The following is an 18,271-nucleotide window of genomic DNA, read 5'->3' as shown; positions in this document are numbered from 1 at the left end:
TTTTGAGGGCTTGTTTGCTGCACTAAACATCGCTGTTAAAAAAACTGCGACACAGTTTTTTTATTCATTACCCAAATAGGTTATCTCATTTTTATGAGATAATCTATTTTTTTAGTTTAAATGGATAAATTTTAAAAGCTGGGGAAAAATATTTTTAGAAGAAAGGAGGAAAGGAACTTGAAAAAAAATAAAAAGATATTTATATTTACCATACTTTTAATTTTTATATTCCAGTGCACTGCGGTACCAGTAAGGGTAAGAGCAGAGGGAGAAGATAAAGGGGAAATACAAGTGGAGGCATCATCAGCTTTATTAATGGAACCTAATTCTGGTAAGATAATATACGAAAAAAATGCCAATGAAAAACTACCACCAGCTTCTGTAACAAAGATTATGACCATGTTACTTGCAATGGAAGCTGTAGATTCAGGTAAGATAAAATTAACAGATAAAATTACTGTAAGTGAAAATGCTAAGAAAAATGGTCAGGGTGGTAATAGCAGTATGCTATTAGATACGGGAGAAATAAGAACTGTAGAAGAAATATTAAAAGGCATAGCTATAGCATCAGGTAACGATGCTGCTACTGCCATGGCAGAGTACTTAGAGGGTAGCGAAGAGGCTTTTGTAAAAGCTATGAATGATAGAGCAAAAAAATTGGGAATGAAAAATACTAATTTTAAAAATTGTTCTGGTCTTCCAGAAGAAGGGCATGTAACAACGGCTTATGATATAGCATTAATGTCTCAAGAGCTTTTAAAGCATCCTCAAGTGTTAAAATATACGGGAACATATATGGAAACAATTTCGGAAGGAAGAAAAAGCCCTATAGGATTGGTTAACCACAATAAATTAGTTAGGTTTTTTAAAGGTTGCGATGGACTTAAAACAGGTTATACTAGTGAAGCGAAATACTGTATATCTGCTACTGCTGTAAGAGATGGAGTTAGAGTACTTGCGGTAATTATGGGTGCACCTAATTATAAAATAAGAAATAAAGAAGCTTCTAATCTTATGAACTATGGTTTTTCCAAATTTGAAAATAAAAAAATTATAAAAAAAGATAGTGAAGTAGAACAAGTAAAATTAGGTAAAAGAGAAGATAAATTTTTTATAGCTAAGGCGCTAGAAGATTTGGATATTGTAGTGGAGAGAGGTTCTAAAGAAAAAATTACTAAAAAACCTATAGTAAACCTAGATAAAAAATATTATAATAAAGGAGAAGTAGTAGGGCATTGTGAAGTGTATGTAGGGGACAAATTAGTAGGTAAAGTTAAATTATATTCTGATAGAGATATAAAAAAATCAGGTATATTAGATAATATGTTGCATAATTTCAGAAATATTTTTGATAATGCGGTTTAATAAAGATTATGATAGTCTATTAGTAGGCTATCATAATGTTTTTTAAAACTTAAAATAGAAAACTACAGGAGGATCATATGGAATTACAGATTAAAATACATAATTTTCAGGGACCTTTTGATTTATTACTTCATTTAATTAAGAAAAATCAATTAGATATATATAATATAAAGATATCAGAAATCACTGGACAATATATGGAGTATATTGAAAATTTAAAGGAAATGGATTTAGAAGTAACCTCTGAATTTATAGTTATAGCTTCAACTCTTCTTCAAATAAAGTCTAGAGAATTACTGCCTAAGATTCAAGAGGAAAAAGAAGATGATTTATCAGAAGAAAATCCAGAAAAAATATTATTGGACAAGCTAATAGAATACAAAAAGTTTAAAAATGCAGCTAGTTATTTGAAAGGCAGATTAGAAAAAGGTTTTACAGTATATTCTAAGAAACCAGAGATAATTGAAAAAAAAGAAGAAGAGGATAAAGATATTTTTATAAATATAACTATATTAGAATTATACAATTTATATAATGAACTAATAACTAACTATAAAGATAAAATAAATTTGAACAATACAATACCAGACAAAATAGAATTAGATGAATTTAAAATAGAAGATAAAATGGAATATTTGAAAAATAAAATAATAGAGAATAAAAATTTATCTTTTTCTCAAATTAGTAAAATGTGTAGCTGCAAAGGAGAAGTTATAGTTACCTTTTTAGCTTTATTAGAATTAATAAGAATAAAAATAGTTAAAGTAGTTCAAGAAGGTAATTTTAAAGAAATCTATTTAGAAAGGATAGAAGATAATGGAACAAATGAATTGTATTATTAATGAAGAGGATGAATTAAGATTTTTTTCAATAATAGAATCTCTTTTATTTGCCAGTGGAGAACCCTTAAGTTTAAAAGATGTAAGTGAAATAATAGAATTAAATGTTGTAGAAACTAAGGGGATTTTAGAAAAAATGATAAGAGAATATGATAATAAAAAAAGAGGCATAAAGCTAATAGAAATAGAAAAGAAATATCAATTAGTTACAAAAGAAGAAAATAGTTCTTTTATAGAACAACTTTTAAAAACTAATAATAGCCAATCTCTTTCTCAAGCAGCTTTAGAGACATTATCTATTGTGGCCTACAAACAACCTGTAACAAGGGTAGATATAGATGAAATTAGAGGAGTTAAAAGTGATAGAGCACTGCAAACCTTAATTCAAAAGAACTTAATTAAAGAAACAGGTAGATTAGAGGTGCCAGGAAGACCTATACTATATAGTACTACAGAAGAATTTTTAAAACATTTTGGTTTGGAAAGCATAAAAGAACTTCCAAGTTTAGAAGAGTTTTTAGAGGAGTTTGAAGAGGAAAAGCTTTGAAGAATGAACAATTAATAATGAACAATTAAGGATATTTTTCTTCGCTTTGCTCTGAAAAAATTTAACTTTATTTTCAAGGCTCGTTTGCTGCGCTAAATATCGCTTTTTATGATAAGAATCGTTAAGATAAAGTTTAATATCGTAGTTATTTACTATATAAAAAATATAGCCTTAGAAGGTGATTTCTAAAGCTATATTTTTTATATAAAGGGATTTATTCATTAATATCATCAATATTAATGGAGTCTTGGGAATCTTCCTGATTATTTGAGGAAGATTTATTTTTACACACATCTTTAAACATATCTACAAGTTGTGGTACCGTATCTATTATTTTATCGTAAGGATTTGTTTGGTTTACAGGTAATAGCCTTACAGAACCAGACTTAATAAATAAAAATGCTACAGGTTTTAGTGATACTCCTGCTCCAGAACCCCCACCAAAGGGATATTTTCCTAAATCTGAACTAACAGAAGAATTATATTCACTTCCACCGGAAGCAAATCCGAAGGAAACTTTAGAAATAGGTATAATGGAAGCCCCATCAGGAGTTAGAATTGTATTTCCCACAATGGTATTTACATCTACCATGTTTTTTATGTTTTCCATAGTGTTTTGCATTAAATTTTCTATTGGATGATTTTCCACTATGTATTACCTCCTTTTTAATTTATTACTTTATAAGTAAATAAACATATATATACATAATTTTAGCTATACTCATGAAAAATATACTCTTTATTTCAAAAGTAAATATTCTTTTGTTAAAATGAGGTTTTATGTTAAGGTTTTCTTTTTTTATAGTAAAATAAGGAGTCATTACTCCTAAAATAACGGGGTAAATGGAATAAAATATTCCATAAGAAACAGCAGTTACATATGCATCTTCGAAGCCATAGTCTAAATCTATTTCAAGTTTTAATTTTGGTTTTGAGGATGTGTTTTTTAAATATCCTAAAATACTTTTAAAAGAAAGTTTTTGTTTACTTTCTTTTTTTCTTATTTTTTCCGCAGAAAAATTTTTATTAATATCTTTTAATTTTAATCTATCTAAAGAAAATACTTTATTACCTATTTTTAAAGACAAGGTATTTTCCCAATATGTTATGTAAATTTTTATTGGAATAGGAATAAATAAAAGAATGATTAAAGATAATATTAGTATAAGAGCTATGTACATAAAATTCATCCTCCATATAATATTAGAAATTATATCCCAACGGAGAAAAAATATACAAAAATGTGGAATAATAAATTAATGATCAATAAAATTTATATAAAAACAATAATAAGAAGAGGTGTATTGTAGGTGAGGTTAAAAAAAATACTTTTATATTTTATATGCTTTATAGTTACTATAAATATAAATACTTATGGAGTTTTAGCAAATTCAGAATTAAATAAAGAAGAAAATAAATTAAATGTAAATGCTAGAGCCTATATAGCTTTGGATTCTGAATCTAAGGTAGTTTTAGCAGAAAGAAATTCAGAAATTATTATGCCCATGGCAAGTACTACTAAAATACTAACAGCCTTAGTAACTTTAAAATATGGAGAATTAGATAAAATGGTAGAAATATCTCCTAAAGCAGCATCTATAAGAGGATCTGTTGTGGGATATAAAAAAGGAGAGAAGATATCATTAAAGGAACTTTTATTTGGATTAATGCTTAGATCAGGAAATGATGCAGCAATAGCAATAGCAGAGGGAGTAGCTGGTAGCCAAGAAGAATTTGTTAAACTTATGAATGAATATGCAGCAAGTTTAGGTCTTATTGATAGCCATTTTTGTTCACCTCATGGATTAGATAGCGAGGAACACTACTCAACAGCATACGATTTAGCTATACTTACATCAGAAAGTAAAAAGCATCCTCTATTTCATGAAATAGTTAGCACAAAAGATATTAGCAAAGGAAAGTATGGTTTTTCAAGGGATTACCATAATATAAATAAAATACTTTGGCAGCTTCCAAATGCTACAGGAGTTAAAACAGGATACACTGGAGGGGCTGGTAAATGTCTTGTAAGTTCTGTAGATATTTCAGGAAGGGAAGTAATAATAGTGCTTTTTAATTGTCCAGGGAGATGGAAAGAGACTATAAAAATAAACAATTATGTTGAGAAAAATTATGAATATAAAAAATTGTATTCTAAAGGGGAAGTTTTAGCTAAAGCTCCTAAAGATAAAAAAGATATGGAAGTTATATGCAAAGAAGATATAATAATTCCGACAGAAAAAGGAGTTAAATATAATGTAAAAATTAATGTACCCAATGAAATAAACAATAATGTATACAAGGGAGATAAAATTGGAAGCATAAATGTATTTAAGGAAGATAAACTCATATTTACAGAAAATCTTGTAGCAAAGAATAATTATAAGGTACCTATCTTAAAAAAATCTTTTTTCTTAAAAGATTTTTTTAGATAACAATTGACAGTTAGTAAAGAGTTTAGAAAGTTATTTATTCTTAACTCTTTACTAACAAAGGTTTCCACCAATAATAAATATTTGATATAATAATTTTGTATGTATGTTTAAAAAGGAGTGGAAACTTATGAAAGAGTTATTAATTGACATTTGGAGAGGAGACATTTAAATTAAATGAAATCAAAATTAAGAGATAAAGTAACCTTAAAAATAAAAATTACTTTGTATGTATTTACTATATTGGTAACGGTTATTTCAATTATAGGTTATTTATCCTTTAAAGAAATGAAAAACCTTATAGAAAAAGAACGATCTAAAGAAGTTTTAAGATTAGCTCAAACTTTAGCTATGACTGATGAAATAAAAAGAAATTTAAATAAAAAAGATTCTCTAGCTCTTCAGTATTATGTTGAAAGAGTAAGATTAAAAACCAATGTAACTTTTATTGTAGTAATAGATATGGAGGGCATAAGATATTCTCATCCTATAGAAGAAAATATAGGAAAAATAATAAAGGGTGGAGATCATGTAGAAGTAATTAATTCGGGAGAATCTTATGTATCAGAGGCTGAGGGAACTTTGGGAGTATCTATTAGAGGATTTGCACCAGTTTACAAAGATGGAGAACAAATAGGGGCTGTATCTGTTGGAATATTAAAAGGAAATGTAAACTTAGAAGTTTACAATAATCTTTCAAAATTCATTCCCTTTATTTTACTAGGATTAATTACAGGAATATTAGGAGCTTATTTATTAGCTTATAGCATAAAAGATAGTATTTACGGATTGGAACCTAAAGAAATAGCACTATTATTAAGTTTAAAAGATGCTATATTAGAAAGTGTAGAAGATGGAATTATTGCTGTTGATAAAAGTGGTAATATTTTGAACTATAATAAAAGTGCAGAAAAACTCCTAGGTATAAATAATAAAGATTTAGGAAAAAGTGTGCTTAATTATATGTCAGACGAAAGTATATTAGAGGTTTTAAAAACTAAAGAGCCTTTAATGAATGTAGAAAATAAAATAAAAAATGGGACAACCCTTATGTGTAATTATAGTATATTGGAAGATAAAGAAGAAAATTTTATGGGATTAGTTATTACTTTTGAAGATTTAACAAGAATTAAAGAACTTGCAGAAGAATTAACAGGAGCAAAAAAAATACTTTGGTCCCTAAGAGCACAAAATCATGAATTTATGAATAAACTTCATACCATATCTGGTCTTATTCAAATAGAAGAATATGATATGGTGGTAGATTATATTTCTGAATTGGCATATAAAAGAGGAGAAATAAGTGAACTAATAAATGAAAATATAAAAATCGTACCATTACAGGGGCTTTTACTAGCAAAATACAATAAATGTGAAGAAGAAAAAATAAATTTTATTATAAAAGAAAGTAGTTCTTTAGAAAAACTTCCAATAAAAATGAATTCTGAAGAAATTTGTTCTATAGTAGGAAATTTAATAGACAATTCTATAGATGCAGTAAAAGTTGATGGCACTGGGAAAATAGAAATAGAAATTAGAAATGATGATAAAGAACTATTTTTAATGGTAAAAGATAATGGAGTGGGTATTTCAAAAGAAATTGATGATAAAATATATTTAAAGGATACTTCAACTAAGCCTGGTAGTAGAGGATTAGGTATGTATATAGTGAAAAATATAATAGAAGATAAGTTTGGAAATATACAATTTATTTCTAATAAATGTGGAACAACTTGGTTTATAAATATACCTATGAAAGGAAATAGTACATATGATAAATGTAATGATAATTGAAGATGATCCAATGGTTATGGAAATCAACTACAGATTTTTAAAAAAAATAGAGGGATTTAAAGTTTGTAAAAAAGCGAGTAACTTAAAGGAAGCTTATGAATATATAGTATCAGAAAATAACTTAGATTTAATTCTTTTAGATATATATCTTCCAAGAGAAAATGGACTGGAGTTTCTTAAAAAATTAAGAAAAGATGAAATAAAATTAGATGCTATAATAATAACAGCAGATAGAAGCAAGGATTCTTTAAAAGAAGCTTTAATGTATGGTGCTATTGATTATATCATAAAGCCTTTTACTTTTAATAGATTTGAAGAAACCTTTAAAAATTACAGAGATAAATATATAAAATTAGAAAATGTAGAAGAATTAGAACAAACAACAATAGATAAATTAATAAGCAATAAAAATTATGAGGAATATGAAAAAAAGGATATATTAAAAAAAGATGATCATTTAACTAAAGGGTTAAATAAATTTACCTATGAAAAGATTTGGAACTATATATGTAAAAGTCATAATTATTTTACTGCAGAAGATATTTCAAAAAAGCTTGGTATGGCTAGAATAACTATAAGAAAATACTTAGAGTATATGCAGAGAGAAGGTAAGTTAGATTTTAAGTTAGAGTACGGTAAAGTTGGAAGACCTAAGCATAAGTATAAAGTTAAATAAAGTTGAGAACAAAATGAACAAAAATAACAATATTTATTTAATATTGAAAAGTTATTAATTTAACAATAAACTGTAATTAAATGAAGAGATTTGACAAAATAAAGGGAGGATTGCCAAATGAATTTTAAAAAGCTTACAGCTATAGTAACTACAGCAATGCTTACTATGGGAATTATGGCAGGCTGTGGTGGAAATACTAAAACTACAAGTACAAGCGAAGGTAAAAATGAAAAAACTGATGTAGTAGTTATTGGTGCAGGAGGAGCAGGTCTTGCTGCTGCAGTAGAAGTAAAAAATGCAGGAGCAGATGTAATTGTCTTAGAAAAAATGCCAATGGTAGGAGGTAATACTCTAAGAGCTACTGGAGGAATAAATGCAGCCGGAACTAAGTTCCAAAAAGAAAAGAAAATCCAAGATAGCGTAGATACATTTTATAAAGATACTATGAAAGGTGGACATGATAAGGGAGAACCTGAATTAGTAAAACTTTTAACAGAAAAATCAGCAGAAGCTGTAGAGTGGTTAGCTGATTTAGGAGCAGATTTAACTGATGTAGGAAGACTTGGAGGAGCAAGTGAAAATAGAGCACACAGGCCAACAGGTGGTGGTGCAGTAGGATCAGAAATAGTTAAAACTTTAAAGAAAGCTGCAGAAGATAAGAAAATAGATGTAAGAACTATGAATAAAGCTACAGAAATACTTAAAGATGATAAGGGAAATATAACAGGAGTTAAAGCTGTAGATAAAGAAGAGAAAGAATATACAATAGAAGCTAAGGCTGTTATAATAGCTACAGGTGGATTTGGTGCCAGCGAAGAAATGTTTGTAAAATACAATGATAAGTTAAAAGGATTTGGAACTACAAACCATGCAGGTGCTACAGGTGATGGAATTTTAATGGCTGAAAAATTAGGAGCGCAATTAACTCAAATGGAAGAAATTCAAACACATCCTACAGTTGTACCAGAAAAGGGTATAATGATAACAGAAGCAGTTAGAGGTAATGGTGCTATACTTGTAAACAGAGAAGGAAAACGTTTTGTAAATGAAATGGAAACAAGAGATGTAGTATCAAAGGCTATTTTACAACAAGAAGGAAAAACTTCATATTTAGTATTTGATGAAAATGTTAGAAAAAGCTTAAAAGCTATAGAAAAATATATTGAAATGGAATTAACAACAGTTGGAAATTCACCAGAAGATTTAGCTGGAAAATTAAAAATAAATGCTGATGAACTAAAGAAAACAATTGATACATACAATGGATATGTAAAAGCTAAAAAGGATAATGATTTTAATAGAGCTGATATGCCTACTGAATTTGCAAAAGGAAATTTATATGCAATAGAAATAGAACCAGCTGTACACCATACTATGGGTGGAATAAAGATAAATACAAATGCAGAAGTTTTAAATAAGGATGGACAACCTATAAAAGGATTATATGCAGCAGGAGAAGCAACTGGTGGAATCCATGGTGGAAATAGATTAGGAGGAAATGCTTTAGCAGACCTAATAGTATTTGGAAGAATAGCAGGAGAAAATGCAGCAAAATTAGCAAAGTAAAAATTTATGTATTGGGAAGGAAGATCTAATATGAAGAAAAGATTAATAACAGGAATTTTAGCAGTGGCAACAGTTTTAACATTAACAGCTTGTGGAAGTAAAAGTGCATACAAGGATGGAGAATACAAAGCTACAACTAAAGGACACAATGGAGATCTAACAGTTTCAGTTAAAGTAGAAAAAGGTAAAATTACTGATGTAAAAGTAACAGATCATAAAGAAACTGATGGAATATTTGGCAGTGTAGAAGAAAAGGTACTTCCAGAAATAGTTAAGAATCAAGGAACAGAAAAAGTAGAAGCAGTAAGTGGAGCTACAGTATCTAGTAATGCTGTAAAAGAAGCAGTAAATAATGCTTTAAAGGAAGCAAAATAATATAAAATTAATATAATTAAAGGAGATAGACAAATAAATTGTTTATCTCCTTTAAGCATCTTTAGAATAAAAATTACTTATACTTTCACTTATATTTTCTATAGGCGTTTTTTCTTTAGTAGATATGAAGGATACTTCACCATCTTTTATAATTAAAACACCTGATACATATACATTTGAACCTAGATATAAACCTAAGTTTTTATTTTTTCTATCTTTATTTCTCATAAATTTTTTGATTTTATTACAGTTTTCAGATGTTCCATAGGTAAAGGAAATATTAATTAAAGGTATTAATATAATATTTTCTACTTTTATTTCATTCCCAATTATTATATTTTCATCAAAAGAATCTTGAAATTCTTTTATAAAAGCATCTATATTATTTAAATTCAATTAAAACAATCCTTTCTTTTAATTAATAGTGAATAAAACATTACATATTATAATTATCCCATAATTGTAATATATTATATCAATGAATTGTACTATTTATAAAATATTTGATATAATAAATTTAGCTTATTTAGAATATTAGAAAATTAACGGGGTGAGTTACTATGAATAAAATAAATGAAGATTTAACCATGGAGAATATGATGGAAGAAATAGACAAAACTATGAAAAAAATTAGAGAAAGGGACATTGTAAAAGGAAGAATAATATCTGTATCTGAAGATGAGGTACTAGTGAACATAGGATATGCGGCAGATGGAATTATAAAAAAAGAGGATTTAGAGGATATAGCTTTTAAAGAAGAATTAAAAAAAGATGAAGAGATTTATGTATATGTAGTTAAATTAAATGATGGAGAAGGAAATGTTATTTTATCTAAGAAAATAGCGGATAAAATAAGAACTTTAGATAAGATAGAAAAAGATTTCAAAGAAGGAAATGTATTTAAAATAAAAATAGAAGAAATTGTAAAGGGAGGAGCAATAACTCACATAAATGGAGTTAGAGCTTTTATACCAGCATCCCATATCTCTTCTAAGTTTGTAAAAGATTTAAATGAATTATTAGGAAAAGAAAAAGATGTAAAAATAATTGAATTTAATAAAAAAGAAAATAAATTAGTGCTATCAGCAAAAGAAGTAGAGCAGGAAAAACTATCCAAAAAGAGAGAAGAACTTTGGAAAACACTAAAAGAAGGGCAGAAAATAAGCGGTAAAGTAGTAAGACTTGTAAAATTTGGAGCATTTGTAGATATTGGAGGAATAGAAGGGTTAGTACACTTAAATGACCTTTCCTGGAAGAGAATTAATAATCCTTCAGAAGTTGTAAAAGAAGGAGATGAAGTTGAAGTCTTTGTATTAAATGTGGATAGGGACAGAGAAAGAGTAGGTTTAGCTCTTAAAGATATAAAAGAAGATCCTTGGAAAAAAGTATTAGACAATCATAAAATAGGAACTATAGAAGAAGGCAAAGTAGTAAAATTAGTTGAATTTGGAGCATTTATAGAGCTTGAAGATGGATTAGAAGGACTATTACACATATCAGAAATATGTGAAGAGAGAATACTAAAGCCTGAGGAAGTATTAAAAGTAGGAGATAGAATTAAAGTTAAAATTTTAGATATAAATAAAGAAAATAAAAAAATATCTTTAAGTAAGAAGGCAGTAGAAAATAAAAATTCTGTTGAAGTAGAAAAGTATAGTGACAAAGAAGAGGGAGTATCTTTAGGAGAAATTTTAGGTGATAAATTAAAAGATTTTAAATTCTAAAAGAAGTAACAAAGAAATTAAGCTTACATATACTATTAATGTAGTAAAAATTTAATTGAGGTGTGTAATGAAGGATTATATGTTTTGTAACTACATGAAAGATTGCTATATGGATAGTATGTGTGATGAGGATAGTATGAATAGACCGCTTTGCAATATGTGTGGTCTAACTCCACTATGTCCTCCAAATTACATTATGCCAATGGCAAAAGAAAGTAAAGAAGATATGGTATGTAAGGATATGAGCAGTGCAAGTCCTATGTACATGGGAGAAAATATTTGTGGTATGCAGGATAACATGTGGCCTGGTATGTATCAGGGAATGCATTATGGAATGTGTCCTATGATGTGTGGATGTGGTGGAATGTATCCTATGATGCCTGGAGGATGCTATGGAATGCACCCTATGATGGGACAATGTGGAGAAATGGAGCCTATGATGTACAACAGAGAAGTAGACTTTGAAGAATTTGACTTAGATGAAGAATAATTAAATTAAAGTAAATAAAAACTTGCAGTTATTAACTGCAAGTTTTTGTTATATTATAAACATAGCGAAAAAAGTTGTGACTATGAGACCTATGACTACAGGTTTGAAATTTCTCTTAGCTAATTCAAAAGGATCTACTTTACATATAGCAGCTACAGGCAACAATGCCCAAGGTATTAATGTTCCACCTCCAACCCAAATTGTAGAAATTTGTCCTAATGCCGTTAAGGTTTCTACACCCTTCCCTAAGGCTATTCCAAATATTTTTGCTACAGAACCGGCTAAAGCTAGACCTGAAAATCCGGAGCCATCTAATCCTGTGAGTACACCAACTCCTGTAACGGTAATACATGACATAAATGAATTAACTGGAACAGAATTTGCAAGAAATGATCCTATATCATTGACAATTCCCTTAGAACCATTAGGTAATATATTTCCAAACACTGTTATAAACCCAGAATCGCCTAAATAAAAAAAAGCAGCAATAGGAATAACGGGACCAAATACCTTAAATCCAAATAAAAAACCATCTACAATATAAGAGGTAACCAAGGAAGAAGCATTTTTTCCTTTAGTGTAAAGAGTTAAAATTATTAAAATAGTTATAGAAGTTCCTCCAATTAAGGCAGTGGCATCTCCACCTTGAAGATTTAATTTGTACATTAAAAATATATCTAAAGCAAACATTAATGTTATAAAAATAGAAAAACCTTTTTTAGCATTTTTAGATAATATATTTTCAAATTCACCAGTATGTGTACCATTCTCAACGGACATATTCTCATCTTTATTAAGATTTCCATTTTTTATATCCTTTTTCAACAAAATAAAAGCAACGATGGTAGTGACACTTCCCATAATTAAAACTAAAGGTAGAGAGGCAGATATTACTGAATTTACTGAGATAGAGGCTCCATCAGCTATTATCTTTGGAGCACCCTGAATAATAAAATCTCCAGATAAAGCAATACCATGTCCAAAAAGATTCATAGCCATAGCAGCACCAATGGCAGGAAGTCCAGCTTTTACAGCAGAAGGTACAAGTATTGCTCCAATAAGAGCCACTGCAGGAGAAGGCCAAAAAAATAGAGAAATAATCATCATTAAAATACCTATAGTCCAATATGCTAATGTTGGTGTTTTCATAAATTTTTTAAAGGGAGATGTTAAAGTTTGGTTAATACCAGTTTTATCTAAGATTACTCCCATGGCAGTTATAGTAGAAATAATTAAAATGGTACCTAGAAGTTCACTAATAGCTAATATGAAGCTGTTAAATACGCCAGAAATGGCAGAAGAAACTGAGTTGGTTGCTAGAAAGCCTAAAGTAAATACACCTAAAATACAAATTATGGATAAATCTTTTTTTAATATCATAAATAAAAAAATTAAAATTATAAATATTATATAAATATAATGTATTGATGTTAAAATAGAGTTCATTTTAGTCCTCCCAAAAAAATAGTAGTGATATTAAAAAATATGAAAGAATAGGAGGAAATGTTACAAAAATAAGTAAAAAAACTACTAGTGCATGAATTAAAATCCATACACTAGTAGCAGTATATAAAGAAATTATATTAAAGTTTTAATTTATCTTTGATTGTATCCACAATCATAGCTACGGCTTGGTCACCTGTAACGTTACAAGCAGTTCCAAAGCTATCTTGAGCTATGTAAAGTGCTATCATTAAAGATAACATAGGTTTATCAAAACCTAGTATTAATTCTAAAGCGCCAAGAGATGCCATAACAGCGCCACCAGGTATACCAGGTGCTGCCACTATTGAAACACCAAGCATTGCTACAAAAGCAAAGAAACTACTAAAAGTAATTGGCATTCCGTGAAGCATCATAACGGACATAGCACAGAGTGATAAAGTTATTGTACTACCAGACATATGAGTAGTTGCACAAAGTGGAATAACAAAATCTCTTATACCTTTGGATATACCCATATTTTCTGAACATTTTAGATTAACAGGTATGGTTGCAGCAGAGGATTGAGTACCTAAAGCTGTTAAGTATCCAGGAACCTGTAATTTTAAACATTCAAAGACATTTTTCTTAGAAATTATAGCACCTATTAAAAATTGGAAAAATATTATTACATAATGACATATAATTACTATTAGGAATACTTTCCAGAATACGGAAAATATTGTTGAAACTTGTCCACTAGCAGTCATATTTGCAAATATACCCATAATATGTATAGGTAATAGTGGGATGATAACACTTTCAATTGTTTTACTTATTATATTTTGGAATTCAAAAGCAATTTTTTTAAGGCCTTCACTCTTAGTAGCAGCTATACCTAAACCTAGTATAAAAGATAGCACAAGAGCTGAAGTAATGCCCATTATTGGAGGCATGTCTATAGTAAAAAAGTGTTCTAAGCTTTCACCACTAGTTGCTATATTCTTAGCTGCATCTGAAGTTATTATGCTTGGTAAAAGAGTAGAACCTACGCCATAGGCAAATACACCAGATATTAATGTAAAACCATAAGCAATTCCAACAGTTATTCCTAATAATTTACCAGCACCAGCTCCAAGTTCCGCAATTCCTGCAGTAACAAATCCTAGTATTAATAATGGAACTATGAATCCAAGGAAATTGCCAAATATAGAACTAAAAGTTACAAAGATTCTAACAAAGCCTTCTGGAAAAAACTTACCAATAAAAACTCCCAAAATGATACCAATAATTATTTTAGGAATAAGACCTAATTTCATTTTCTTACTCATAAATATACTCCCTTCAAAGTAAAGTATTAAAATTAATTGAACTTTGCGCAAAATCCAATTAAGAGTATATCATAATTATTAGAAATTTTCAATAAATTATTTGAAAAATGAAAGAATACTTTCAAATTCACATAATAAAAATAAATTTTACATAAATATAAGTCTTTTAATAGAGGGAATATAAAAAGATACTAAAAATATTATAGAAGATACAGGAAATATAGATGAAAAGCTAAAAAATTCTTCAGAGGTTATAAAAGATTCCTTATTATCCTTTGAAAATATAATTTTATCTATAGAAGAAGTAGTTCCAAAGATGGATTACTTAAGTAAGTCTGCAAATAATATAAATAATGAAAAGAATAGTATATTTGGAAATATAGAAGGAGCATCTTCTATTGCAGAAGAGGTATCAGCTTCTTCAGAAGAAATTTCAGCCTCCTCAGAAGAAATGAATTCTTCATCACAGGAAGTAGCAAAGACTGCTAATGATTTAAGTGAATTAACTAGTGAACTTCAGGAGGAAATTAGTAAATTTAAAGTTAAATAATAAAGGTAAAGGGCTATCTGAATTTTAGATAGCCCTGTTTTAATTTATATTCAAAATTGGTTCGAGATATAGGAAACTCCTACACATCTTTGGGGATGGTAGGAGTAAGCGACTCACGAAATTTTGAATTAACATTCAAAATTGGTTCGCTGCTTATAGTGGGGAGTTTTGAACTATGAATTTTAATATACCTTTGGATAGTGAGAGTATGTCTTCTTTGTTTAGATTTGAGAAATCATGTTCACTATTTTCGAGATTTACAAGCTCTACAAAAACACCATTGCTTTTACATTGATTGTATAGTTCAGTACAGTTTTTGTAAGGAACAAGGGAATCCGTTTTGCTGTAAACCATTAAGGTTTTTGGTGCATTTTTATGAACATAGTTTATTGGGCTATATTTAGAAGCTACTTCTTTTACGTCGGGGATTGAGTTTAAAATATTATTGATATCCCAACTAGCTTTTGAAAAATCTAAACTATTTAAATCCGTAGGTCCTAAAAGATCCACAATGTATTTAACTTTAGATGGATAATTAGCTAAATTAGGATCTCCCTTAAATTCATTATCATTACTATAACCAGCAAGTAAAGATAGGTGAGCTCCAGAGGAAATACCTAAAAGTCCAATTTCATCTGTATTAAAATTGTAAGCATCTTTATTTTTATAAACCCATCTTACAGCATCTTTAACATCTGAGGTAAGTTTATCAAATAAAATACCAGGTTTCATAAGCTCATAATCTACACTTATTATGGTAAATCCTTCATCGCGGAAAGTATCTAAAATAGGTGAAATTATATTTGGTATATTTTTATCCCCATAAACCCAAGCACCGCCATGAACATACAGAATTACAGGAGATCCTTTAGGAAGTTCTTTTTTAGCTTTATAGATATCTAATGTTAGGGGAACATTATTAGTATTTTTATAAACTAAGTTTTTCATATCCATACTGTCCATGCCCTTTAAATTATCCATATTAGAACTAGTAGAAAAGCTTTCCTGAAAACGCATGTATTTTTTCACAGCGCTTATATAAAATTTGATTTTGCCTCTGTTAATAAAAGCAAAAGATGATATAAAAATTATGGAAATAATCAATAATACTTTTATAAGTTTAAAAAATTTTTTCATTATAGTAACTCCTCTTAATATAAAGTTTATATATAGATTTTACACTTTTTATATGGTGAGTCAATAAGTTTAATTATATGGTATAATTTAAATAATATGAATATATTTTTGTAATTATGTAAGTAAGCTTATAAAAATGTAATATAGTGATAGTAGGTGATGAAATATGGAAAATGTCAATATGGAATATTCTGCTATATATTATTACTCTGAATTAGATATACAAAAAATAAATAATATAAAAAAGCTATTAAAAACAGGTATAATAGTAAATCTATTTTTAAATTATAGTTTTGAAGTGGAATTAGAACTTAACGAATATAATGAAATAGATTTTTTAAAATATGCTAAAAGTAATGGTTTTTTAAATATATTTGATGATTTAGGAGAATTAAATTATGATGAAGGTTTAGTTGCTTATGATGGAAATATATTAAATAAAAGCTTTTATGAAGATGTATGTTGTAGTAAAGAAAATAAATTTAATAATGAACAATATGAAATAATAAATGCTAACACAAATAAAAATATAATTGTAACTGCAAGTGCAGGCACTGGAAAAACCACAGCTATGATAAATAGATTAATGTTTTTAAGAAAAACCGTAAAAGATTTTATATTTAGCAATACTATACTTATAACTTTTACAAATGAAGCTAGTATAGAAATGAGAGAACGTTTAATAGAAATATTAGAAAAATATTATAGTTTTACTGAAGATGTAACATATTTAAACATGCTATCTGAAGTATCGGAAACTAACATAAGCACTATACACTCCTTTGCAAAATCCATTATAGATGAATTTTCTTTAAATAAGAGTATAAATGAAAAAATTAAAATTACAACCTTTGAGGATTATAAAAAATTATTTTTAGAAGAAGCTATAGATAAGTTTTCCAAGGAATATCCAGATATATATTTAAATGTAAAATATTTTCCTATGTATGATTTAGTAAATAAAATAAAGACGATATGGGGTAAATTAGATAATCATTCTATTGATTTGAATTCAGATAAAATAAAATTGGATTTTGGGCAAGATGAAAATAAAGTCTCTTTTCTTATAGAATATGTATTAAGATATGCCAATAAAAAACTCCATGACATTAAGGAAAATAAATTAGAAGTAAGTGATCTAATGAAGCGAATTACAAATATAGAATTAATACAAAGAATAAATCATAATTATAAACTCATTATGGTAGATGAATTTCAAGATATAGATAATATACAAATAAAATTTATAACAGATCTTTGTAAATATAAAAATTTGGATTTATTTTCAGTGGGAGATGAAAAACAAAGTATTTATAGATTTAGAGGAGCAGAGTATACAGCATTTAAAAAATTAAAGGAACATTTAAAATATAATCCAAAACAGTTATTAGAATTTACATTAGTCCAAAATTATAGAACAGAAGCTGAGTTGCTAAAAGATATTAACAATTTATTTATTGATATAGATAAAAGAATTTTTAAGTTTAAGTATAAAGAAAATGATTATATTTATTCAAAAATAAATACGAATAAACCTAATAATATAATATATAAATCATTAAAAGAAGATAAAAACAAAGTTGAACTTTTAGATAAACTTTTAGATAAAAAACAACCTGAAGAAACAATTGCTATACTAGTTAGAAGTAATGAAGATGCATTAGAAATAAAGAGTATGTGTGATATATATAACATACCTTGTCATGTGGAAACAAAGGGAGACTTTTATAGGCAAGGTGTAGTAAAGGATTTTTATCTAATGATTAAATCTTTAATATATCTAAAAGATAATAGAATTAACTATTCTTTAATAAATTCACCTTATATAAAAGACACTGTAAATAAAAAAGAGATAATAGAGAGATTTAATGAAGAAGATAAAAAATAGATGAATATTTAAATAATATACTATGCAAAAATAATTGGGACTATTATAGAAAAAAAATACATAATACTAATCCATTATCAGTAATAGATGAGATTATAAATACTACAAAACCTGAATTAAATTATTATAGAAAAA

18 protein-coding genes are annotated in these 18,271 nt (G+C 27.8%); 12 read left to right on the top strand and 6 right to left on the bottom strand.

Going from position 1 to position 18,271, the window contains the following annotated elements:
- Positions 1-177 precede the first annotated feature (177 nt).
- The 3 genes from CKV72_RS06415 (at position 178) to scpB (ending at position 2,751) form a co-directional block, all read left to right on the top strand.
- Complete coding sequence (locus CKV72_RS06415; protein ID WP_095177798.1) at positions 178-1,365, top strand: D-alanyl-D-alanine carboxypeptidase family protein; 1,188 nt, start codon at positions 178-180, stop codon at positions 1,363-1,365.
- Between the two features lie 77 nt (positions 1,366-1,442).
- On the top strand, positions 1,443-2,207 hold the full coding sequence (locus CKV72_RS06410) for a segregation/condensation protein A (RefSeq protein WP_095177797.1): 765 nt from the start codon (positions 1,443-1,445) through the stop codon (positions 2,205-2,207).
- Positions 2,182-2,751, top strand: coding sequence for an SMC-Scp complex subunit ScpB (gene scpB / locus CKV72_RS06405; protein WP_174209066.1), 570 nt, complete (start codon positions 2,182-2,184; stop codon positions 2,749-2,751). Before CKV72_RS06410 ends, scpB begins: the two co-directional genes overlap by 26 nt.
- A gap of 214 nt (positions 2,752-2,965) precedes the next feature.
- Here scpB and ytfJ read toward each other — a convergent pair whose 3' ends face one another.
- Complete coding sequence (gene ytfJ / locus CKV72_RS06400; protein WP_089865059.1) at positions 2,966-3,400, bottom strand: GerW family sporulation protein; 435 nt, start codon at positions 3,398-3,400, stop codon at positions 2,966-2,968.
- A 25-nt stretch (positions 3,401-3,425) separates the two neighbouring features.
- Positions 3,426-3,932: a DUF2953 domain-containing protein gene (locus CKV72_RS06395; RefSeq protein ID WP_157726549.1), complete on the bottom strand. Its 507-nt coding sequence runs from the start codon at positions 3,930-3,932 to the stop codon at positions 3,426-3,428.
- Positions 3,933-4,061: 129 nt separating this feature from the next.
- On the opposite strand from CKV72_RS06395, the gene CKV72_RS06390 reads away from it, so the two are divergent.
- The 5 genes from CKV72_RS06390 (at position 4,062) to CKV72_RS12400 (ending at position 9,594) form a co-directional block, all read left to right on the top strand.
- A complete protein-coding gene (locus CKV72_RS06390) occupies positions 4,062-5,186 on the top strand; it encodes a D-alanyl-D-alanine carboxypeptidase family protein (RefSeq protein ID WP_089865065.1) in 1,125 nt (374 codons plus the stop codon).
- A gap of 174 nt (positions 5,187-5,360) precedes the next feature.
- Entirely contained in the window at positions 5,361-6,977 is a 1,617-nt protein-coding gene (locus CKV72_RS06385) for an ATP-binding protein (protein ID WP_089865070.1), read from the top strand.
- Positions 6,955-7,653 (top strand): response regulator, encoded by a 699-nt coding sequence (locus tag CKV72_RS06380; protein WP_089865074.1) that lies wholly within the window; start codon positions 6,955-6,957, stop codon positions 7,651-7,653. The genes CKV72_RS06385 and CKV72_RS06380 overlap by 23 nt, the downstream gene beginning before the upstream one ends.
- 117 nt (positions 7,654-7,770) lie before the next feature.
- The gene (locus CKV72_RS06375; protein WP_095177796.1) at positions 7,771-9,219 is read left to right on the top strand and encodes a flavocytochrome c; all 1,449 of its coding nucleotides are present in this window, start codon (positions 7,771-7,773) and stop codon (positions 9,217-9,219) included.
- 6 nt (positions 9,220-9,225) lie between these two features.
- On the top strand, positions 9,226-9,594 hold the full coding sequence (locus CKV72_RS12400; RefSeq protein WP_242955712.1) for an FMN-binding protein: 369 nt from the start codon (positions 9,226-9,228) through the stop codon (positions 9,592-9,594).
- Positions 9,595-9,645: 51 nt separating this feature from the next.
- On the opposite strand, the gene CKV72_RS06365 is transcribed toward CKV72_RS12400, so the two are convergent.
- Positions 9,646-9,990: a spore germination protein GerW family protein gene (locus tag CKV72_RS06365; RefSeq protein ID WP_095177795.1), complete on the bottom strand. Its 345-nt coding sequence runs from the start codon at positions 9,988-9,990 to the stop codon at positions 9,646-9,648.
- 164 nt (positions 9,991-10,154) lie between these two features.
- Between CKV72_RS06365 and rpsA the strand changes: the two genes are divergently transcribed.
- Complete coding sequence (gene rpsA / locus CKV72_RS06360; protein ID WP_095177794.1) at positions 10,155-11,318, top strand: 30S ribosomal protein S1; 1,164 nt, start codon at positions 10,155-10,157, stop codon at positions 11,316-11,318.
- A gap of 67 nt (positions 11,319-11,385) precedes the next feature.
- Positions 11,386-11,808, top strand: coding sequence for a hypothetical protein (locus CKV72_RS06355; RefSeq protein ID WP_095177793.1), 423 nt, complete (start codon positions 11,386-11,388; stop codon positions 11,806-11,808).
- Positions 11,809-11,856: 48 nt separating this feature from the next.
- On the opposite strand, the gene CKV72_RS06350 is transcribed toward CKV72_RS06355, so the two are convergent.
- A complete protein-coding gene (locus CKV72_RS06350) occupies positions 11,857-13,254 on the bottom strand; it encodes a hypothetical protein (RefSeq protein WP_095177792.1) in 1,398 nt (465 codons plus the stop codon).
- Between the two features lie 137 nt (positions 13,255-13,391).
- A complete protein-coding gene (locus tag CKV72_RS06345) occupies positions 13,392-14,561 on the bottom strand; it encodes a dicarboxylate/amino acid:cation symporter (RefSeq protein WP_095177791.1) in 1,170 nt (389 codons plus the stop codon).
- A 316-nt stretch (positions 14,562-14,877) separates the two neighbouring features.
- Between CKV72_RS06345 and CKV72_RS12395 the strand changes: the two genes are divergently transcribed.
- A complete protein-coding gene (locus CKV72_RS12395; protein ID WP_238056357.1) occupies positions 14,878-15,111 on the top strand; it encodes a hypothetical protein in 234 nt (77 codons plus the stop codon).
- A gap of 153 nt (positions 15,112-15,264) precedes the next feature.
- Here the strand turns inward: CKV72_RS12395 and CKV72_RS06335 are convergent, their stop codons facing one another.
- A complete protein-coding gene (locus CKV72_RS06335) occupies positions 15,265-16,248 on the bottom strand; it encodes an alpha/beta hydrolase (RefSeq protein ID WP_095177790.1) in 984 nt (327 codons plus the stop codon).
- 166 nt (positions 16,249-16,414) lie between these two features.
- Here CKV72_RS06335 and CKV72_RS06330 point away from each other — a divergent pair, with 166 nt between their 5' ends.
- Positions 16,415-18,136, top strand: coding sequence for a UvrD-helicase domain-containing protein (locus CKV72_RS06330; protein ID WP_095177789.1), 1,722 nt, complete (start codon positions 16,415-16,417; stop codon positions 18,134-18,136).
- Positions 18,137-18,271 lie beyond the last annotated feature (135 nt).

Source organism: Clostridium cochlearium (genome assembly GCF_900187165.1).
In the GTDB taxonomy this organism is placed as follows: domain Bacteria; phylum Bacillota; class Clostridia; order Clostridiales; family Clostridiaceae; genus Clostridium_G; species Clostridium_G cochlearium.
Note: the sequence above shows the minus strand (reverse complement) of the source record. Positions and strands in the feature narration are given on the sequence as shown.

Excerpts from the sequence above, each read along its gene's own strand:
- scpB (WP_174209066.1), top strand. The coding sequence starts at position 2,182 with ATGGAACAAATGAATTGTATTATTAATGAAGAGGATGAATTAAGATTT.
- CKV72_RS06345 (WP_095177791.1), bottom strand. The coding sequence starts at position 14,561 with ATGAGTAAGAAAATGAAATTAGGTCTTATTCCTAAAATAATTATTGGT.
- CKV72_RS06385 (WP_089865070.1), top strand. The coding sequence starts at position 5,361 with ATGAAATCAAAATTAAGAGATAAAGTAACCTTAAAAATAAAAATTACT.
- CKV72_RS12395 (WP_238056357.1), top strand. The coding sequence starts at position 14,878 with ATGGATTACTTAAGTAAGTCTGCAAATAATATAAATAATGAAAAGAAT.
- rpsA (WP_095177794.1), top strand. The coding sequence starts at position 10,155 with ATGAATAAAATAAATGAAGATTTAACCATGGAGAATATGATGGAAGAA.
- CKV72_RS06375 (WP_095177796.1), top strand. The coding sequence starts at position 7,771 with ATGAATTTTAAAAAGCTTACAGCTATAGTAACTACAGCAATGCTTACT.
- CKV72_RS06380 (WP_089865074.1), top strand. The coding sequence starts at position 6,955 with ATGATAAATGTAATGATAATTGAAGATGATCCAATGGTTATGGAAATC.
- CKV72_RS06395 (WP_157726549.1), bottom strand. The coding sequence starts at position 3,932 with ATGTACATAGCTCTTATACTAATATTATCTTTAATCATTCTTTTATTT.
- CKV72_RS06350 (WP_095177792.1), bottom strand. The coding sequence starts at position 13,254 with ATGAACTCTATTTTAACATCAATACATTATATTTATATAATATTTATA.
- CKV72_RS06330 (WP_095177789.1), top strand. The coding sequence starts at position 16,415 with ATGGAAAATGTCAATATGGAATATTCTGCTATATATTATTACTCTGAA.
- CKV72_RS06355 (WP_095177793.1), top strand. The coding sequence starts at position 11,386 with ATGAAGGATTATATGTTTTGTAACTACATGAAAGATTGCTATATGGAT.
- CKV72_RS06335 (WP_095177790.1), bottom strand. The coding sequence starts at position 16,248 with ATGAAAAAATTTTTTAAACTTATAAAAGTATTATTGATTATTTCCATA.
- CKV72_RS06410 (WP_095177797.1), top strand. The coding sequence starts at position 1,443 with ATGGAATTACAGATTAAAATACATAATTTTCAGGGACCTTTTGATTTA.
- CKV72_RS12400 (WP_242955712.1), top strand. The coding sequence starts at position 9,226 with ATGTATTGGGAAGGAAGATCTAATATGAAGAAAAGATTAATAACAGGA.